21 protein-coding genes are annotated in these 15,417 nt (G+C 46.0%); 7 read left to right on the top strand and 14 right to left on the bottom strand.

The genetic code is table 11. The features are described 5' to 3' along the window. Positions 1 to 10: 10 nt before the first annotated feature. Together SD450_RS11680 and SD450_RS11675 are read right to left on the bottom strand one after the other, a co-directional pair. Complete coding sequence (locus tag SD450_RS11680; protein WP_318344626.1) at positions 11 to 733, bottom strand: dienelactone hydrolase family protein; 723 nt, start codon at positions 731 to 733, stop codon at positions 11 to 13. Between the two features lie 52 nt (positions 734 to 785). Beyond that, complete coding sequence (locus SD450_RS11675) at positions 786 to 1,502, bottom strand: peptidylprolyl isomerase (RefSeq protein WP_318344625.1); 717 nt, start codon at positions 1,500 to 1,502, stop codon at positions 786 to 788. Between SD450_RS11675 and SD450_RS11670 the strand changes: the two genes are divergently transcribed. Together SD450_RS11670 and SD450_RS11665 are read left to right on the top strand one after the other, a co-directional pair. Beyond that, entirely contained in the window at positions 1,501 to 2,142 is a 642-nt protein-coding gene (locus SD450_RS11670; protein ID WP_318344624.1) for an NUDIX hydrolase, read from the top strand. The genes SD450_RS11675 and SD450_RS11670 overlap by 2 nt on opposite strands. 37 nt (positions 2,143 to 2,179) lie before the next feature. Continuing rightward, complete coding sequence (locus tag SD450_RS11665) at positions 2,180 to 2,992, top strand: lysophospholipid acyltransferase family protein (RefSeq protein WP_318344623.1); 813 nt, start codon at positions 2,180 to 2,182, stop codon at positions 2,990 to 2,992. On the opposite strand, the gene SD450_RS11660 is transcribed toward SD450_RS11665, so the two are convergent. The 3 genes from SD450_RS11660 to SD450_RS11650 form a co-directional block, all read right to left on the bottom strand. Beyond that, positions 2,989 to 3,633, bottom strand: coding sequence for a hypothetical protein (locus SD450_RS11660; RefSeq protein ID WP_318344622.1), 645 nt, complete (start codon positions 3,631 to 3,633; stop codon positions 2,989 to 2,991). The two genes, SD450_RS11665 and SD450_RS11660, sit on opposite strands and share 4 nt — an antisense overlap. 3 nt (positions 3,634 to 3,636) lie before the next feature. Then, entirely contained in the window at positions 3,637 to 4,131 is a 495-nt protein-coding gene (locus SD450_RS11655; protein ID WP_318344621.1) for an RNA polymerase sigma factor, read from the bottom strand. Between the two features lie 73 nt (positions 4,132 to 4,204). Next, positions 4,205 to 5,581, bottom strand: coding sequence for an amidohydrolase (locus tag SD450_RS11650; protein WP_404828245.1), 1,377 nt, complete (start codon positions 5,579 to 5,581; stop codon positions 4,205 to 4,207). Between the two features lie 152 nt (positions 5,582 to 5,733). Here SD450_RS11650 and SD450_RS11645 point away from each other — a divergent pair, with 152 nt between their 5' ends. Continuing rightward, the gene (locus SD450_RS11645; RefSeq protein ID WP_318344703.1) at positions 5,734 to 7,041 is read left to right on the top strand and encodes an NAD(P)/FAD-dependent oxidoreductase; all 1,308 of its coding nucleotides are present in this window, start codon (positions 5,734 to 5,736) and stop codon (positions 7,039 to 7,041) included. A 20-nt stretch (positions 7,042 to 7,061) separates the two neighbouring features. On the opposite strand, the gene xerD is transcribed toward SD450_RS11645, so the two are convergent. Next, positions 7,062 to 7,958 carry a site-specific tyrosine recombinase XerD gene (xerD, locus tag SD450_RS11640; protein WP_318344619.1) on the bottom strand — a complete coding sequence of 299 codons (897 nt, stop codon included), beginning with the start codon at positions 7,956 to 7,958 and terminating at the stop codon, positions 7,062 to 7,064. Positions 7,959 to 8,196: 238 nt separating this feature from the next. On the opposite strand from xerD, the gene SD450_RS11635 reads away from it, so the two are divergent. From SD450_RS11635 to aroQ, 4 genes are all read left to right on the top strand, one after another. Next, positions 8,197 to 8,721: a hypothetical protein gene (locus SD450_RS11635; RefSeq protein WP_318344618.1), complete on the top strand. Its 525-nt coding sequence runs from the start codon at positions 8,197 to 8,199 to the stop codon at positions 8,719 to 8,721. A gap of 76 nt (positions 8,722 to 8,797) precedes the next feature. Continuing rightward, on the top strand, positions 8,798 to 9,259 hold the full coding sequence (locus SD450_RS11630; protein ID WP_318344617.1) for a hypothetical protein: 462 nt from the start codon (positions 8,798 to 8,800) through the stop codon (positions 9,257 to 9,259). A 342-nt stretch (positions 9,260 to 9,601) separates the two neighbouring features. Next, entirely contained in the window at positions 9,602 to 10,057 is a 456-nt protein-coding gene (locus SD450_RS11625) for a hypothetical protein (RefSeq protein WP_318344616.1), read from the top strand. 71 nt (positions 10,058 to 10,128) lie between these two features. Continuing rightward, complete coding sequence (aroQ, locus tag SD450_RS11620; protein ID WP_318344615.1) at positions 10,129 to 10,545, top strand: type II 3-dehydroquinate dehydratase; 417 nt, start codon at positions 10,129 to 10,131, stop codon at positions 10,543 to 10,545. Here aroQ and SD450_RS11615 read toward each other — a convergent pair. From SD450_RS11615 to SD450_RS11580, 8 genes are all read right to left on the bottom strand, one after another. Then, positions 10,537 to 10,818 carry a DUF3817 domain-containing protein gene (locus SD450_RS11615; RefSeq protein ID WP_318344614.1) on the bottom strand — a complete coding sequence of 94 codons (282 nt, stop codon included), beginning with the start codon at positions 10,816 to 10,818 and terminating at the stop codon, positions 10,537 to 10,539. The two genes, aroQ and SD450_RS11615, sit on opposite strands and share 9 nt — an antisense overlap. 9 nt (positions 10,819 to 10,827) lie before the next feature. Further along, positions 10,828 to 12,216 carry a dihydrolipoyl dehydrogenase gene (gene lpdA / locus SD450_RS11610; RefSeq protein ID WP_318344613.1) on the bottom strand — a complete coding sequence of 463 codons (1,389 nt, stop codon included), beginning with the start codon at positions 12,214 to 12,216 and terminating at the stop codon, positions 10,828 to 10,830. A gap of 120 nt (positions 12,217 to 12,336) precedes the next feature. Continuing rightward, a complete protein-coding gene (locus tag SD450_RS11605; protein ID WP_318344612.1) occupies positions 12,337 to 12,873 on the bottom strand; it encodes a DUF1572 family protein in 537 nt (178 codons plus the stop codon). Between the two features lie 108 nt (positions 12,874 to 12,981). Beyond that, positions 12,982 to 13,320, bottom strand: a complete 339-nt coding sequence (locus SD450_RS11600; protein ID WP_318344611.1) for a HepT-like ribonuclease domain-containing protein — start codon at positions 13,318 to 13,320, stop codon at positions 12,982 to 12,984. Next, positions 13,310 to 13,570, bottom strand: coding sequence for a nucleotidyltransferase family protein (locus tag SD450_RS11595; RefSeq protein WP_404828243.1), 261 nt, complete (start codon positions 13,568 to 13,570; stop codon positions 13,310 to 13,312). Before SD450_RS11595 ends, SD450_RS11600 begins: the two co-directional genes overlap by 11 nt. A 92-nt stretch (positions 13,571 to 13,662) precedes the next feature. Beyond that, positions 13,663 to 14,064 (bottom strand): peptide-methionine (R)-S-oxide reductase MsrB, encoded by a 402-nt coding sequence (msrB, locus tag SD450_RS11590; protein ID WP_318344609.1) that lies wholly within the window; start codon positions 14,062 to 14,064, stop codon positions 13,663 to 13,665. 13 nt (positions 14,065 to 14,077) lie between these two features. Further along, positions 14,078 to 14,575: a peptide-methionine (R)-S-oxide reductase MsrB gene (gene msrB, locus SD450_RS11585; RefSeq protein ID WP_318344608.1), complete on the bottom strand. Its 498-nt coding sequence runs from the start codon at positions 14,573 to 14,575 to the stop codon at positions 14,078 to 14,080. Between the two features lie 126 nt (positions 14,576 to 14,701). Then, complete coding sequence (locus tag SD450_RS11580) at positions 14,702 to 15,280, bottom strand: collagen-like protein (RefSeq protein WP_318344607.1); 579 nt, start codon at positions 15,278 to 15,280, stop codon at positions 14,702 to 14,704. Positions 15,281 to 15,417 lie beyond the last annotated feature (137 nt).

Here is a 15,417-nt window from a genome sequence, read left to right as displayed (position 1 = left end):
GGTCAGCCGTTTATTTGGTTCCGAAAACCTCTTCAAAAAAGTGTGTCATGCGTTGCCAAGATCGGTCACTGGCCAAGGCATTGTATTCCATGCCCTGGTCGGGGGATTTGGCGTTGGGATTGGTAAAGGCATGACCGGTATGGCCAAAGATGTCCATTTCCCAGACCGCATTCCGTTCGGTGAGCTCGTAGCCCAAGGCAACAATGTCCTTGGGAAAAGCAAGGGGGTCTTCCCAACCATGGAGCACCAGTATCTTGGATTTGATATCGCCCTCCTGTTCCAGTCCCGGTGGGTCGAACATGCCATGGAAGCAAACGGTGGCCTGTATGTCCACTCCGGAACGTGCCAGATCAAGGGCGCATTTTCCGCCGAAGCAAAAACCGATGATCCCCACTTTTGCTGAGTCTGCCAACTCATGTTCCTTGATTTTTTCCAAAGCCAATAGCAATCGGTCCAACAGCTCTTGGCGATCTGCCAACGCCTCGTTCATCAATTCTTCGGCCTGTTCTGCGTTCTTCGCCCTTTTTCCCTTGCCAAAAACGTCTATGGCAAAGGCCAGATAGCCCATTTTGGCCAGTTCGGTCGCCTTGTCCTCTTCAAATTTGGCTTGACCCATCCAAGTGTGGGAAACCATCACCACTGGGCGTTTGCCCTTGAAAACGGTGTCATGGGCAATGACCCCTTGATAGGTCTGTCCATTGCCGGAGTACGTAAATTTGTCTGTTTTGATCATAATGAGTTAGTTGTTCCTTGTCCAACCTAAATTAGATTATTTTCCGATTTTTTTACAACACTTCTGCCTTGAGGATATAGACACTTTTCCAGGGCCAGTCACCGTCCCCCACATCGACCTTGTTTATGGCATCCACGACTTCCATGCCTTCTATGACACGCCCAAAAGGGGTATAGGAACCGTCCAGGTGATAGGAGCCGGGATTGGTCACCACGATAAAGAATTCATAGGGAGAGGCAAGCATGTGCGGGTTGTCCCTTTCACTACTGGGCATGGAAATGGTGCCCCTATGGTGCTTGTGTCCCTTTCGGGTATCGGGGGGAAGTAGGTACCTGCCGATCTTATCCCTTTTTTTTGCGGTCCTTTGGTCGTCCGAATTGCCCCCTTGGATGATGAAATCCTTTACCACCCTGTGGAACTGTGTACTGTCAAAGTATTTCTTTCGGGTCAGATAGATGAAATTGGCCTTGTGGTAAGGGACGTTGTCATACAATTCGATTGTAAAACTACCCATGTTCGTGGTGATTTTCACCTTGTCTTTTTTGAGCTCCTTGGCATAATTGAAAAAGAAGTCGATGGCATTTTCCTCGGTGAGGACAAAAGGCTCCTCTTCGGGCTCCTCGGGGATGGTATCGTTTTGGACCTGGGATACCGTATCCTTTTTTACAATTTTTTCACCAACTTTGTCGGTAGTCTTTTTTGGGGATTCTCCGCAGGAGATACATATCACGAACAGTAGTATAGAAAAAGCCAATGGTCTCAACAGCATGAAATTTGATGAATTTGGTCAAGTAGCCTTAAAATTAAAAAATCTCCCACTACCCGGGGAGACATCGCATTATAAAATGTCACCCGAATTACGGATTCAATGGTTAAAGGCGAACAAAATTGAGGATTTCAAACCGAAGCGGGCAGGGGTGATGGCCTTGTTCTATCCTGATGAGGGGAACGAGACCCGATTGTTGCTCATCCTGCGAAAGGTGTATGAGGGCATCCATTCCAACCAGATCGGATTCCCGGGGGGGAAAGTGGAACAGGGGGACAAGGATCTCTTGCACACGGCACTGAGGGAAACCTATGAGGAAGTAGGTGTTGCCCCAAATGCCGTTGAGGTGATCAGGGAACTTAGCGAAGTCTATATTCCCCCAAGCAATTTTTTGGTGAGACCCTTTATGGGCATGTACCCAGACCCGCGGCCATTTGTGAAGGATGAGGTCGAAGTGGAACGCATTGTGGAGGTGTTTTTGAAGGATTTTTTGGATGATTCCAACCATATTGAAGAAATATTGAGTACTTCCTACGCGAAAAATATAAATGTACCTGCTTATAAATTAAACGGTTACACAGTTTGGGGCGCCACGGCCATGATGTTGAGCGAGATCAAGGAACTTTTGCTGGAAGCGCTTTGACGGCTATTTTGTAAATTTGTGTCCAATTTATTGATTCATGGGTCTGTTCAAGAGAAATCCTTTTGGCCATATTTTATTTTTAAAACGGTGGTTGATCCGTATCGCAGGAATGATGACACATGCGCGATACAAGCGTTTCAATACCCTTGAGATTGAGGGATCACAGATTATCCGGGACCTTCCGGAGACCAATGTCCTTTTTGTCAGCAACCACCAGACCTATTTTGCCGATGTGGTGGCCATGTTCCATGTGTTCAATGCAAGTTTGAAGGGAAGGGACGACAACATCAAGAACTTGGGATACCTTTGGAACCCCAAACTGAACATCTATTACGTAGCGGCCAAGGAAACCATGAAGAAGAGCCTGCTCACCAAAATATTGGCCTATGCGGGTTCCATTAGCATTGAAAGAACGTGGAGGGCCGATGGTCAGGACGTGAACAGGCAGGTGAAATTCAGCGACATCAGCAATATTGCAAAGGCCCTTGATGATGGTTGGGTGATCACCTTTCCACAAGGGACCACCACACCTTGGAAACCCTTGCGCAAGGGTACAGCGCACATTATCAAGCGGTACAAACCGGTAGTGGTTCCGGTGGTGATCGATGGTTTTAGACGCTCATTCGACAAAAAGGGGCTTCGCGTGAAAAAGAAGGGCATCCTTCAATCCATGCAGATCAAACAGCCCTTGGACATTGACTACGACAATGAATCCATTGATGCGATATTGGAAAAATTGGAGTATGCCATCGAGCAGCATCCTTCTTTTCTCAAAGTGATCCCCAAAGAAGAGCTATTGGCCTACGAGGCCGAAAACGAAAAGAGGCGCTACAGTTACCGGGGCGACTAGACTTCCAGTTTCTTGAGTTCGTTGTAGTTTTCACGGAGCCTTTTCAGCAGAATTCCATAGAGCAATTTGTAGAATAGCCATATCAACAGTAGCACGACAGCGGTAAAGATTACTGAAATGGTGATCACCATCGCCCAAAAGGAAAAACTGTTACCATCTTCCGAAGCGGCCTGTACAATTTTTTGACCCTCGGGGGCATACAACAAAACACCATACATGTTGATGATGAGGTAGGTGGTGAAGATGATGAGGTTGAACCAAACATACTGCGTCACCGTTCTTTTCACTTTGAGGATGGCCTTCATCAATTTTCTGGAAGAATCGGTAAAGGATATTTTTCTGTAATTGATATAGAACTTGTAGATGAAGTACAGGATGATGCCGTAGTTGACGATGTTGAGCACCATGATCACTTTGTGAATGTGCAGGGCCTTGAGCTCTTCCATGGTTTCGGAATCACTGAAGATGATGTTGATCGCTGCCCAAAATACCAGTTCAATGAGACTGATGTAAAATATCCACTTGACTATGGATGACGATTTTTTCCAGGTCATCCTATAGATTTGGTCATACGACAATTTGGGAAGGTCGGCTTCCCTTTTTTGCCAGTCTTTTTTCAAGAGCTCCAGTTCATCCACCATGATCTACGGATTTAATATGGTTCTTAATTTGTTTTTCACCCTGTTCATTTTCACCCTTGCATTTACCTCAGTGATACCCAATGTTTCGGCTATTTCCGAATAATCCTTGTCTTCCAGATAAAGGAAAACCAATGCCTTGTCAATGTCGCCCAACTGTCGCACGGCATCATACATCAGCTTCAATTGCTTTTCCTCTGTATCATCATAATCGTTGGCCTTTATCTTATGTACGACAGAATCATAGTCTTGGGTCTGCACCCTTTTCTTGGATTTTCTGTACAATGTAATGGCAGTGTTCAAGGCGACCCGGTACATCCATGTGCTGAATTTGGCATCTCCCCGAAACTTTGGATAGGCCTTCCACAATTGGATCGTGATCTCCTGGAAGAGATCGTTGTGCGAATCCTTGTCGTTGGTGTATAGGCTGCACACCTTATGAACAATGTTCTGATTGTTCTCAAGCTCCGTCACAAAACGATGTTCCAGTTCTTTGTTCACTAAAGGTTGGTAAGTTTACTTTGCTTATTGGTAGGGATAAAATTGGATTTGTTACAACCGAATGCCAAAAAATCTACTTGCGGTAATCGAGGGCAGGTGGTCTGTTGCCCAGCATGGGCACATACTTGAAGTCCTTGCCCCTTCTTTCCTCGAGTTCTTTTTTTGCGTCATCGATGACTTCTGTATTTTCAAAAATGTCCATGGCGGTAAGCGCGAGTGTTTTGGCAGCGACCATCATTCCCTTTGTTCCTATGGACATTCCGCCAGCTGCAACCGCTTGCCAGCTATGGGCGGGGGTTCCCGGAACCCAAGTGGCTGTTCCCAGACCGGCAGTGGGCACCGTATAACTGACATCTCCCACATCCGTTGAACCATAGGCACGTGCCGTTTCTTGGTAGGGCTGTACTTTTTGAGCAGTTTCCATGTCCAAGGTTTCTTTCCCCAAGGTTTTGGAAATTTTCTCGGCAAACACTTTTTCTTCTTCGGTATAGGATATTCCACCTACCTCGGTAAGGTTCTCGTGCATCATTTTCTGAAGGGTCAGGTTGGGTAGGAGCTCATGTGTTCCGCCAATCATTTCATGTTCCATGGTAGTCCCGGTCCCGAGGGCGGCCCCTTCTGCTGCTTTTACGATCCGGTCAAAAATATCCACCACCACTTCACGGTTGGAATGACGGGCATAATAGTACACTTCGGCAAAATCAGGGACCACATTGGGAGCTTTCCCGCCATCGGTGATCACATAGTGTATCCTCGCTTCCTGTGGGATGTGTTCGCGCATCATGTTCACCATATTGTTCATCGCTTCCACACCGTCCAAAGCAGAACGGCCCTTTTCTGGAGCACCAGCCGCATGGGCAGAGATGCCGTGGAACCTGAACTTGGCCGACTTGTTGGCCAATGCTGCCCCGGCACTTGCTGCATTTGCTGATCCTGGGTGCCAATGTAACGCAACGTCCACATCGTCAAAAACTCCCTCACGGACCATATATACCTTACCGGAACCCCCTTCTTCAGCAGGGCAACCATAAAAACGGATGGTTCCTTCCATTTTGTTGGATTTCAGCCAATCCTTGACCGAAATGGCCGCTGCAGTGGATGCCGTTCCGAACAGATGATGTCCACAGGCATGTCCAGCGGCTTTTCCTGCCGATTTCTTTTCCGGCGCAGCCTCTTGCGATAGGCCTGGCAATGCATCATATTCCCCAAGGATAGCGATCACGGGGTATCCGGAACCAAATTCGGCCACAAAGGCGGTAGGGATGCCGGCCACACCTTTTTTTATGGAGAAACCCTCCTTGGACAAGGTTTCTTGGAGCAAGGCGGAACTTTTTTCTTCCAGATAGCCCATCTCGGCAAAATCCCAAATATTGAGGGCAATTTCAGCGTATTGTTTGGTTTTTGAGTCGAGGTCTTTCAAAACGTCATCTTTTTTTTGTTGCGAAGACATTGTCAAGGCACACAAAAGAGATAGAGCGACCAGTGGTTGGTTTTTTCTCATGGTATGGAGTTTTTGAGTTAGCCCTTAAATATATAAAAAACATACCCTAAAATGGCATGGCGAAAATGGGAATACTTACATTTGCAGACATGTCCAGCAGCATGAACATTCCACAGTCCAGTTTTCCACGGGTCATCATCATTGGTGGCGGTTTTGGAGGCATAGCATTAGCCAAAAAATTGAGCAAAAAGGAGGCCCAAGTGGTCTTGTTGGACAAGCACAACTACCACAATTTCCAACCACTGCTCTATCAGGTGTCCACAGGGGGGCTCGAGCCGGACTCCATAGCCTATCCCATCCGAAAAGTATTGCAGGGGTATCCCAATTTCTATTTTCGGTTGGCCAATGTGCTGGAAATTGATACTTTGGGTAAAAGGGTGTTGACCAATATTGGGGACATCCGATACGATTATCTGGTGGTGGCCACGGGTTCCGAGACCAATTTTTTTGGGAACAAGGGCATCCAGAACATGGGTATGGCCATGAAGACCATTCCCCAATCGTTGAATTTGAGAAGCCTGATCCTTGAAAATTTTGAGCAGGCCCTCCTGACCGACGATCTCCATGAACGGGATGCGCTGATGAACTTTGTGATCGTGGGTGGTGGACCAACGGGGGTGGAACTTGCTGGTGCACTGGCGGAAATCAAAAAAGGAATCCTCCCCAAGGATTATCCCGACCTGGATACCCGAAGGGCACAGATCAACCTCATACAGAGCGGTGATAGACTGCTGCCGGCCATGAGCGAAGTGGCCTCCCGAAAGGCTGAACGTTTTTTGGAAGGTCTGGGGGTCAATGTCTGGAAAAATATCCGTGTGACCGATTATGATGGGATACGTGTCTCAACCAATACGAACACCGTCTTTGAGGCAGCCACATTGGTCTGGGCGGCAGGCGTGCAGGCCGTAGGCATAAAGGGATTGGATGCAAAGGAAATCCTCGCTAGGGGTAATCGTTTGAAAGTGAACCAATTTCACCAAGTGGAAGGATTTGGGGAGATTTTTGCCATTGGCGATGTGGCCCAAATGCAGACCGAGGAATTTCCCGAAGGACACCCCATGATGGCGCAGCCTGCCATTCAGCAAGGGCGAAGTCTTGGGGAAAATATGGTCCGGTTGATTGACGGAAAACCCATGAAACCTTTTGTGTACAGGGACAAGGGCAGCATGGCGACCGTAGGAAGGAACAAGGCCGTAGTGGACCTGCCCAGGTTCAAGTTCCAGGGCGTTTTTGCTTGGTTTGTGTGGATGTTCGTCCACCTCTACTTTTTGATTGGTTTCAGGAACAGGGTCGTGGTCTTTATCAATTGGGTCTATAACTACATCCGTTTCGATAGGGAGGCGCGATTGATCATTCGTCCCTTTAAAAAACAGAATCAAGCAGACCGTAGCAAGTTGATGCAGGATTAAACCCACTTCAAGTTTTATTTTTACTTCCGCGGATGGAACTCGTTCAAGACCTTGGTCAAATGTACGCGGTTGACGTGCATATAGACCTCCGTAGTAGTGATGCTCTCGTGTCCCAACATTTGCTGTATGGCCCTGAGATCGGCCCCGTTCTCCAATAGATGGGTGGCGAAGGAATGCCGGAACGTGTGGGGGCTGATGCTTTTCTTCAATCCGATTTTTTCAGCCAACTGTTTGATCACCGTAAAGATCATGGCCCTGGTCAACTGTTTTCCCCTTCGATTCAGAAAAACAACATCCTCATGTTCTTTTTGAATGGGCAGGTGCACCCGAATGCCATCGTGGTACAGTTGGATGTATTTGATATTGATATCGCTAATGGGCACAAAGCGCTGTTTGTTGCCCTTGCCCGTGACCTTGATAAACCCTTCGTCAAAATACAGATCGGACAGTTTCAGGTTCACCAGTTCAGAAACCCTGAGGCCACATCCATACAAAGTTTCCAAAATAGCCCTGTTACGCTCGCCTTCGGGTTTGGAGAGGTCGATGGCGGAAATAAGGTCATTGATTTCATCCACGGAAAGGGTGTCGGGCAGTTTCCGTCCAATTTTTGGGGTCTCTATCAGGTCCATCGGGTTGTCGGCCCTATAATCCTCGAAAATCAGGTAATTGAAGAACCCCTTCAGTCCGGAAATGATACGTGCCTGAGATCGGGGATTGAGATTTTTGGCCACATCATAGACAAACTGTTGGACAATTTCCTTGGAAACCTTGATTGGACTTTCGTTGATTTCGTACTCATCCAAATAGCCGACCAGTTTTTGAAGGTCCAGCACATAGTTGGTGACCGAATTCTTCGAAAGTCCCCTTTCGATCTTCAAATAATTTTGATAATCCGTTATTGCCTGTGACCAGTTCATGAACCAAAGATAGATACAAAATGCACAACCATGGCCCCATTCGTTGCATCGATCAATTGAAAAGGCACTTTGGTCAAATGGGGTGGCATTGGTAAAAATTGTTTCAATACTTTCGGAAAGATTTTTTGAACTGGCCTTCACTGTTCGATAAATCTTGATTTTTTTTATTAGGATTTTTAGTACAAACAAGTACTATATCCAAGAAGAATGCGTTTTGTTCTTGACAAAATTTTAACATATGAACAAAAAGACAGTAGTATTCGTAGTTGTGGCATTCATTGCCTTTAGTTTCACGTCCATGGCCCAGTATGTGGACAGGAGCAGTTTCAAAGCAGGTGTCCATGCAGCCCTCCCCGTGGGTGATGCTTCAGAGTTTTCCAGTTTTGCCCTTGGCCTCGATCTGGCCTACCATTGGGGGGTATCGGAATTGATTGATGCTGGCTTGGCCTCAGGTTTTATCCATGCGTTTGGTAGCGAGGTTGACATCACCGAAGGACCGATTACCGTTTCGGGGGATTTTGGTGATATTCAGTTCTTGCCTGTGGCAGCGGCTTTGCGAATTTACCCAACGTATGATTTTAAACTGGGTGCAGATGTAGGATATGCAGTGGGTATAAATGAGGGCAATGAAGGAGGACTTTACATTCGGCCCTCCATCGGCTACAACATCACTGGCAATACCGAGCTCAATGTGTCGTACATCAACGTTAGCAATGATGGAAATTTCTCCATGGTCGCATTGGGAGTTCTGTTCTTGTTCTAGATAATGAAAAACAACTGTTCATAGCCCCAACAAGCAGTTGAAAACCATGAATATTAACCAATTTAACACAAAAAAAATGAAAAAATTACTGTTTGCTTTTGGTGTGGTAGTGCTATGTTCAACGACCATAAAGGCCCAGACCAATTACAAGGCCGCTTTGGGCCTTGGGATCGATCTTTATGACAATGCCACCTTTTTTGGGGCGACGGGGAAGTATTTCTTCTCTGATAACCATGTGGGGCAGGCCGATCTGGGTTTTGAGGACAATGCCACCATTGCCACTTTTCTGTATTCCTTCCACAAGGAGTTTGTGGGCGCGAAGGGGCTGCGTTGGTATGCCGGTGTGGGCCCCAGCATTATCTTTTTGAAGTACACTGACAATATTTTTGCGCTCCGTCCCCATGTGGGCATGGATTTTAAAGTGGATGGTGTGCCCTTTGTGGTTAACTTTGATTGGAGACCCTCTGTGGTACTCAGCGAAGTGGGTGAAAATGAAGTCGGTGCATTCGGTTTTGGACTTCAGTTTGCCTTTAATTAAGACTGGGACAAGATTTTCAGGAAAGAAAAGGACAGAATGTGTTGAGCGGGGATCAAATCCCCGCTTTTTTTATGGTTGATAGAAATGAGGGGGAGATGTTAAGGATTATTGATAATTTTTTGGGAAATGTTGCACAAAGTTCAAACTTTTGAACGGTTGCAATATAGCGTTTGGACTAAAATTAATCATGCATTCAAAGATGGGTTGTAAAAAAAAGCCGTTATATTTGATTACCCAAAACAACTGACATCATTCAAAAAAGTAAGTCCGTTCCGTCAATTGGTTTTGAAGAACGGTTTTTGATTAATTATGAATTGTAACCTTTAAATTAAACTGTTAAAAATGAAAAAGTTATTGTTTGCTTTTGTAGTACTTGTTTCTGGAACGGCTATGGCCCAGACCAGTTATACTGGCGCTGTGGGTCTGGGAATCGACCTATACGATTCGGCCACATTTGTTGGCCCAAGTGGTAAATATTTCTTTTCAGAGAACCATGTCGGTCAGGCCGATTTGGGCTTTGAGGACAATGCAACCATGATTACGGTGCTTTATTCCTATCACAAGGAATTCAATGGCGCTCCAGGTCTGCGTTGGTATGCCGGTATAGGACCAAGTATCATCCTGATTGATGACTTTGACAATATTTTTTCGCTGCGTCCACATGCTGGATTGGATTTCAAAATTGATGGCGTTCCGATCGTATTGAACTTTGACTGGAGACCATCCGTTGTTCTGAGCGATGCTGGAGATGGCGAAGCTGGGGCCTTTGGCTTTGGAATACGCTATGCCTTCAATTAAGAAAGAGCAGTGACCATAGACTTTAGGGCGGGATATTCCCGCCCTTTTCTTTTTGTTGTATTTTTAGCGACATGAAACTGATCATCATCAATGGCCCCAACCTCAACCTCTTGGGCAAACGGGAACCTGAAGTGTACGGGAGTACCACTTTTGAAGACTATTTTAAACAGTTACAGCAGCAATTTCCACAAGTGGAACTGGAATATTTCCAATCCAATATAGAAGGGGAAATCATCGGTAAAATCCAGGAAGCGGGTTTTGACTATGATGGCATCATCTTGAATGCCGCCGCCTACACCCACACTTCGGTGGGCATCGGGGACGCCGTGAAAGCAATAAAGACCCCCGTGGTTGAGGTCCATATCTCCAATACGCACAAACGAGAGGAATACAGGCATGTCTCGTACATATCGCCCGGGGCAAAAGGAGTGATTTTGGGATTTGGCCTGCAGAGTTATGATCTGGCCATCCAGAGTTTTTTAGGCTAGGTCCTTCAAATACCTTTTATCGGCATAGAAAGTTCCAAACGGAAGTAGGGATGCCACAAACAATACTATATACCGTTTGATGCCCCACTTGCGCTCCCAACAAAAAATCAAGGCCACGACCACATAGAGGATAAACAGGATTCCGTGGGCATATCCCACAAATTTGTTGGGTTCGGGAATGTCCGCCCAATGTTTCAAGGGCATGGTCATACCAAAAAGCAACAAATAGGAAATTCCCTCTAAAATGGCGGTGGCCCTAAATAACTTCAGCATAGGGCTTTCTTATAGGTGGATCACTTCATCATAGGCATCGGCGACCGCTTCCATCACCGCCTCGCTCATGGTAGGGTGGGGGTGTACGGCTTTCAACACTTCATGTCCAGTGGTTTCCAGTTTACGTGCCACAACGGCCTCGGCAATCATGTCGGTAACGCCTGCCCCGATCATGTGGCAGCCCAACCATTCTCCATATTTGGCATCGAAAATGACTTTGACAAATCCATCGGCGCTTCCTGAAGCTTTGGCTTTTCCACTGGCGGAGAAAGGAAACTTACCTACTTTGATGTCGTATCCTTTTTCCTTGGCCTGTTTTTCGGTCAATCCTACAGAGGCTACTTCGGGAATGCAATAGGTACATCCGGGGATGTTGCCATAATCAAGGGCTTCCACGTGCATACCCGCTATTTTTTCAACACAGAGGATACCTTCGGCAGAGGCAACGTGGGCCAGGGCTTGGCCTGGGGTCACATCGCCAATGGCATAATATCCCGGAATATTGGTCTGATAGTAATCGTTCACTAGGATCTTATCGCGATCTACAGCGATGCCCACATCTTCCAGTCCGATGTTTTCGATATTGGTCTTGATCCCGACAGCGGACAAAACAATGTCGGCCTCAAGCACTTCTTCACCTTTGGAGGTCTTTACGGTAGCCTTTACGCCATCTCCCGATGTGTCCACTTTGGTGACCTCGGCCGATGTCATGATCTTGACCCCAGCTTTTTTGAAGCTACGCTCCAATTGTTTGGATACGTCCTCGTCCTCCACAGGGACAATGTTGGGCATAAATTCCACCACGGTCACTTCGGTGCCCATGGAATTGTAGAAGTAGGCAAATTCGATACCGATGGCACCACTTCCCACAACGATCATCTTTTTGGGCTGTTTGTCAAGGGACATGGCCTCCCTGTACCCGATCACTTTTTTGCCATCTTGGGGAAGGCTGGGCAATTCACGGCTTCGCGCTCCAGTGGCAATGATGATGTGGTCTGCGGAATATTCGGTGGTTCCACTATCGGATTTCACCTCGATTTTTTTGCCTTTTTTTAGTGTTCCAAAACCATTGATGACCTCGATTTTGTTCTTTTTCATCAGGAATTGGACGCCTTTGCTCATCCCGTCGGCCACCCCACGGCTTCGCTTGACCACGGCACCAAAATCGTGTCCCACGTTTTCGGCATTCAATCCGTAGTCACCGGCATGCTTCAAATATTCAAAGACCTGAGCGGATTTCAGCAGGGCCTTGGTAGGGATACATCCCCAATTGAGACAGACACCGCCCAAATTTTCCTTTTCAACAATGGCTGTTTTGAAACCCAATTGAGAGGCCCTGATAGCCGTAACATATCCACCGGGACCACTGCCCAAAACAATTATATCAAACTTGCTCATTAGATCGTGATTTTTAGTTGTTAGATTTGAAGCCGGCCTAAAAGCGGCAGGTGCAAAAGTACGGAAAACCATCCCCAAATCCCAAGTTGAAAAAAGGCAAAAATGGCTTTGTTTGTGAAATCAGCTTTTTGGGGTCCCGAACATCTTTTGGTTGAAGGCCTCGGATTTCCCTTTTGGAATGGATGGTGAGACCCAGTCAGGGCCCTTGATCATTTTACCCAACAGTACAATCTGGCCCACATGGCTTGCATAATGCGCCAATTGCCGGTTAATGGCCTCCACAACCGTGTGTTCTTGGTCCCTTATTTTGATCTTGGTCCCAAAGTTGGAAGGATCGATACATTCCAAGGCATCGAAAAGGCATTTCCAACCCTTTTCCCAATGGGCCACCATTATGACTTTTGAAGTATATGGGGCCTCAAACTCCGATTCACGGTCACGCCAGGTCTTTTCACCATCTTCGGTGAAAAAGTGGGTCCAACGGCTCAGCATGTTCCCGACCATGTGCTTTACGATCAAGGCAATGGAATTATCGGTATCACCATGCTTCCAAAGGATCTCATCATCCGTGAGTTGGTCAAAGGTCTTTTCCCCTAGGGTCTTGTACCGAAGGAACTCAAACTTCACATTGGAGAGGTAATTTTCTTGGAAATCCATGGTTTGTTTATTCAGAGGGGTCAAAATCGATACTCCCGAATTGATGCAGTACCGTAATGCTATATGATTGTGGTAAATCGGACATTAATTACCGCTTAGGCAAGGCATCTATCCTTTCAAATCCAAAATTTCTTTCTTTAGCATTGGAATATCTTTGATCAAGATGGTCCAAAGTAAAGTAGGGTCAATTGAATCGTACGCATGAACTATCATATTCCGTAACCCAACGATATGTTTTGTGTTGGAAATAGTAATATTCGGTTCCAGTTTGGTCATCTTGTTTATCGCCTCCCCAATGATCATCAAGTCACGTTCAACAGCTCTGATAGATATAAAGTTTGAACTGAAATTGTTGTAATCATGTTTATGGTGCTCAGTGATATGTTCCAATTCCAAAATAATGGATTCAATATCCAAAATATACTTCAGGGCAGCCTTATGCAGCATACAATGAAACTTTTGAATTATTGAGCTCTTCAATGAAAATGGGGTTTTTAAGGGAACTGTATGAAATCAGGTCAATGGATCTATTGAAAAGCTCTTCCAGGTCATCCAGTAATCCAAAGAAAGCTTCACCTTGCTCAAGGGGATCTAAAGATTCCTTGAACACCACCGCAAAATCTATATCACTATCATCAGTGAAAGATCCTGAAGCCGCCGAACCAAATAGATATAGTTCGGCAATAGGATGTTTCATACATACTTTGCGTACCCTTTCAATATTTGATTCGATGATTGGTATCATACTTTCAAAGATATTAAATAGAATCAAGAACGGTCAAAATTATATTAGGCAGGATCAAACCCTATGCTCACCGAATTGATGCAGTACCTCTGGCCGGTGGTTTCCCGTGGCCCATCGTTGAAGACGTGCCCCAGGTGGCTGCCGCAATTGGCACAAAGGGTCTCCGTGCGGATCATGCCATGGGAAGTGTCCCTGATGTATTCAATGGCCCCTTCCACGGCTTGGTCAAAAGAGGGCCACCCACAACCGCTCTCAAACTTGTGGTCGCTTTTAAAAAGTATTGCGTTACAGGCCTTGCAGTGGTAGTCCCCGTCCTGAAAATGTAGGTTGTACTGGCCTGTGTGTGGGCGTTCCGTACCTTTTTGGCGCAAAACATAATATTCTTCAGAGGAAAGTTGCTCTTTCCATTCTTGCTCGGTTTTCTGTACTCCGTATTTTTTTTCCATGGTTTTGTTCAAATCAATTTTCATCCGGGATAAAATCCAGTGCCGCTCCATTGATGCAGTGTCGCTTCCCAGTGGTTTTTCGGGGCCCATCGTCAAAAACATGTCCCAAGTGTCCCCCGCATGTTGCGCAGTGCTCTTCCGAACGGGCCACCCCGATCTTGTAATCCACGCTATAGGCCACATTGCCCTTGATCTCCCGGTCGAAACTGGGCCATCCCGTTCCGGAATCAAATTTATGCTCGCTTTTGAAAAGAGGAGTGCCGCAACCGGCACAGACATAGGTCCCTTTTTGTTTGTTGTCCAGCAGGTCGCTCGAAAAGGCCCGTTCAGTGGCTTCCTTTCTTAGGACTTGATATTCCATGTCCGTCAATTCGGCACGCCATTCGGCATCGGTCTTGTTCACTTTGAAAGCAGCTTCCTTTTTGGCTTCCTTTTTATTTTCTTTTTCCTGTGTACGGCCCTTGCATCCCGAAAGGACGACCAGTACAATCAATAGCAATCTTTTTCCCATGTATGCGACTTTTTAAGTTGTTAGACGTAGCAGCACTTTTTTCCTTTCAGTTTTTTTTGATGGTAAAGAATAAAAAAGTCCCACTGGAAACTCCAATGGGACTCAAGGTAAACATTTATATGAAAATCAGTTCAAGTCCAATTTCTTTACCTGATTTTCCTCGATGCCCAGAGCGGACATTACATTTTCGATGTTGGAAGTATCCATTTTGGATGCTTCGGCATATACGCTGGGCACAAAGACAATCCTGAAAATTTGGTCGTCCGTGTAATCAGTGCTCAGAGTGGAAAGGTCAAAGTTGCCATCGATGAAGAGTTCGAGGTCCACAAAGGTGTGTTCAAAAACATATTGAATGGTCCCTTCGGGCAGAAAATAGTTCTGTGGGATCTGGCTCCACAAATCGGCCATGCTGCCATCGTCCAAAGAAATGGAACCGGCATATCTGTAAACCAATACGGCATCTGCTTCAAAAACTTCGAAATCGGTGACATCGCTAAAATTGATCAGGGTGCTGAAAAGATTGGCTTCACCATCGTAGCCAAAGTTGACATTTTCGACCTCCACTACCTGGCCCTGAATGCCATCAAGTCCATCTTGGCCTGGTGCGCCGTCAAAACCGGGAGGTCCTGGAGGGCCTTCGGGTCCTTCACACGATATGATAAAAAGTACTAAAAATGCCCCTAAAAAAGTGTTGAGTCTATTCATGATTTTAGATTTTGGATTTGTCTTCGATTTTTGTTTGTCAAAGCAATAAAATCAAAAAGCGTTCCATTTTTTTAAAAAAGTGTTTTCTTTCCGATATAAGTGGTCAAAGTCGGATTCTTGGACAAAGATGCTTAATA

Source organism: Flagellimonas baculiformis, from assembly GCF_033441575.1.
Taxonomy (GTDB): domain Bacteria; phylum Bacteroidota; class Bacteroidia; order Flavobacteriales; family Flavobacteriaceae; genus Flagellimonas; species Flagellimonas baculiformis.
Note: the sequence above shows the minus strand (reverse complement) of the source record. Positions and strands in the feature narration are given on the sequence as shown.